Origin of the sequence: Pseudomonas sp. yb_9, assembly GCF_043103635.1 — a bacterium.
GTDB lineage: Bacteria > Pseudomonadota > Gammaproteobacteria > Pseudomonadales > Pseudomonadaceae > Aquipseudomonas > Aquipseudomonas monteilii.
Window position 1 is genome coordinate 1 of record NZ_JBICKA010000003.1, and the last position, 2,775, is coordinate 2,775.

At 56.8% G+C, this 2,775-nt stretch carries 3 protein-coding genes and 3 tRNA genes; all 6 read left to right on the plus strand.

Features of this window, described 5'->3' with window-relative positions; all coding sequences use genetic code 11:
• Positions 1-112 precede the first annotated feature (112 nt).
• The 6 genes from birA to ACF8MI_RS00090 all read left to right on the plus strand — a co-directional run bounded on the left by birA (position 113) and on the right by ACF8MI_RS00090 (position 2,683).
• Entirely contained in the window at positions 113-1,072 is a 960-nt protein-coding gene (birA, locus tag ACF8MI_RS00065) for a bifunctional biotin--[acetyl-CoA-carboxylase] ligase/biotin operon repressor BirA (protein ID WP_060501716.1), read from the plus strand.
• Entirely contained in the window at positions 1,062-1,811 is a 750-nt protein-coding gene (locus tag ACF8MI_RS00070; protein ID WP_060501718.1) for a pantothenate kinase, read from the plus strand. Before birA ends, ACF8MI_RS00070 begins: the two co-directional genes overlap by 11 nt.
• Positions 1,812-1,818: 7 nt before the next feature.
• A complete protein-coding gene (locus ACF8MI_RS00075) occupies positions 1,819-2,244 on the plus strand; it encodes a hypothetical protein (protein ID WP_019098632.1) in 426 nt (141 codons plus the stop codon).
• A gap of 152 nt (positions 2,245-2,396) precedes the next feature.
• Positions 2,397-2,480: transfer RNA gene (locus tag ACF8MI_RS00080), tRNA-Tyr, on the plus strand.
• Positions 2,481-2,504: 24 nt separating this feature from the next.
• Positions 2,505-2,578: transfer RNA gene (locus ACF8MI_RS00085), tRNA-Gly, on the plus strand.
• Between the two features lie 29 nt (positions 2,579-2,607).
• Positions 2,608-2,683: transfer RNA gene (locus ACF8MI_RS00090), tRNA-Thr, on the plus strand.
• Positions 2,684-2,775: the final 92 nt, after the last annotated feature.

Below are 2,775 nucleotides of genomic sequence, written 5' to 3' on the forward strand. Positions count from 1 at the left end.
AAAGCCGAAACCCACAGGGATCGCGACACAAGGCCGCACTTACGGGCCCTTTTCCTATGCAAGCCAACAGCCCATGGCTATCATGCCTGCCTTATTCCAAGTCGAGACTGGCATGCTGAAGTTGTTGAATCTCCTCAAGGATGGCCGGTTCCATTCCGGTGAAGCCCTGGGGGCAGCCCTCGGGGTGAGTCGCAGTGCCGTTTGGAAGCAGCTGCAGCACCTGGAGGGTGAACTGAACCTCACCATTCACAAGGTTCGTGGGCGCGGCTATCAGCTGGCGGCACCGCTCGCCTTGCTCGAAGCGCAGGCAATCGCCGGTTATGCCAAAGGCGAGCAGTGGCCAGTGTTCATCCACGAATCTATTGATTCGACCAATGCGGAAGGTTTGCGGCTTGCCGGCCAAGGGCAGGCAGCTCCGTTTATCGTGCTGGCCGAGCGGCAGAGTGCCGGCCGCGGCCGGCGTGGCCGTCAGTGGATCAGCCCATTTGCCGAAAACCTCTATTACAGCCTTGTATTGCGAGTGGATGGCGGCATGCGTCAGCTCGAAGGTTTGAGCCTGGTGGTGGGATTGGCTGTAATGCGTACCCTGCAGGCGTTTGGCGTAAAAGAGGTAGGGCTCAAATGGCCCAACGATGTGCTGGTTCGCGGGCAGAAGATTACTGGCATTCTCCTGGAACTAGTGGGCGACCCCGCCGATGTCTGCCATGTGGTGCTGGGTATCGGTATCAATGTGAACATGCAGGCAAATGACCAGGTCGATCAGCAGTGGACCTCGATGCGGCGTGAGGTGGGGGCGACAATTGATCGCAATCACTTAGTGGCATCGCTCAGTCAGCAGCTGCAGCATGAATTGGCACGCCATCGTCGCTACGGATTTGCAGCATTCCTGGAAGAATGGGAGCAGGCGCACCTTTGGCAGGGGCGCAATGTTTCGCTGGTTGCTGGCAGCACGCATATTGATGGTGTGGTTCTCGGCGTCGACGGGCAGGGTGGCTTGCGCCTTGAGGTGGACGGAGTGGAAAAGAGCTTCAGTGGTGGTGAGCTCAGTTTGAGGTTGCGTGATGATTCTTGAGCTCGATTGCGGTAACAGCTTCATCAAGTGGCGGGTAATCCATGCCGCTGATGCAGTCATTGAAGGTGGCGGGATCGTCGATTCCGATCAGGCGTTGCTCGCTGAAGTGGCTGCGCTGGCTTCGGTGCGTCTTACAGGCTGTCGCATTGTCAGTGTGCGCAGCGAGGAAGAAACCGATGCCCTGTGTTCATTGATTGCCCGGGCGTTTACCGTTCAGGCGCGTGTTGCGCAACCGGCACGGGAGATGGCCGGCGTGCGCAATGGCTATGACGATTATCAGCGTCTGGGTATGGATCGTTGGCTGGCTGCGCTGGGTGCATTTCATTTGGCAAAGGGCGCGTGTCTGGTCATTGACTTGGGCACTGCCGCAAAAGCGGACTTCGTTGCGGCGGATGGTGAGCATCTGGGTGGTTACATCTGCCCGGGCATGCCTTTGATGCGTAGCCAGCTGCGCACCCATACCCGGCGTATCCGCTATGACGATGCCTCCGCCGAGCGTGCATTGACCAGTCTGTCGCCCGGGCGCTCCACCGTCGAAGCGGTCGAGCGCGGCTGTGTGTTGATGCTCCAGGGTTTTGCGCGTACCCAGCTTGATCAGGCGCGTGCGCTGTGGGGGGACACGTTCACGGTATTTCTCACTGGGGGTGATGCGCCACTGGTAAGGGAGGCTGTGCCCCTGGCGCGTGTTGTGCCAGACCTGGTTTTCGTTGGCCTGGCCATGGCCTGCCCATTGGATTGAGGTGCCTATGCGTTGGTTGTTTCTGCTGTTACTGGTGCTCAACGTCTTCTATTACGTGTGGCACCAGCAGGAAGCCCCGCTGAAGGTCAAGGAAGTCGCCCCGCTGTCTCTGTACAAGGGGAATCAGCAAGAAATTCGCCTGCTGCGTGAAACAGGCGTGTCGGCGCCGCCCAAGCGTCGTGATGAATGCCTGGTAGTGGGCGGGGTAATGGGGCAGGGGCAGCTGGATGCGCTTCGTCAGCGCCTCTTGAGCCTGGATATTGCGACGTTGCCAGTGGTGGGGCAGTTGCCGGGGGCAGATGGGCGCTGGCTCAAGGTCGCACCGGAAAGCGAGCGTTTGCTGGACCAAACGGTGCTCTCAGCTCTTTCCAATGATTTCAAAGACTTAAAACATAAAATTATTTTCTGCCAGGGTATTGCAACTGGCGAATAGCTTGATAGAATGGCGCCCGCTTCACAGGGAACACTACTCAGGTGGTAGAACTGGAAGCGGTGTCAAAGCAGCTAAGTTTCAGATTTGATTGAAAAAATTTGAAAAAACGCTTGACACTAGGGCGGCAAACAAATAGAATGCCGGCCACATCTGGAGGGATTCCCGAGCGGTCAAAGGGGACGGACTGTAAATCCGTTGCGAGAGCTTCGAAGGTTCGAATCCTTCTCCCTCCACCAGTTTTAGCGAGAGCCGCAAGCTCCGCGGGTATAGTTTAGTGGTAGAACCTCAGCCTTCCAAGCTGATGATGCGGGTTCGATTCCCGCTACCCGCTCCAAGTTTGCCGGATTTTGCGCAAAGTGTTTCGCTCTTGTAGCTCAGTTGGTAGAGCACACCCTTGGTAAGGGTGAGGTCAGCGGTTCAAATCCGCTCAAGAGCTCCATATAAACAAGGCAGATATGAAAATATCTGCCTTTGTTTTATCAGCGCAAGACTATTTCTTCTGCGGAGGATTGTATCGATGGCTAAGGAAAA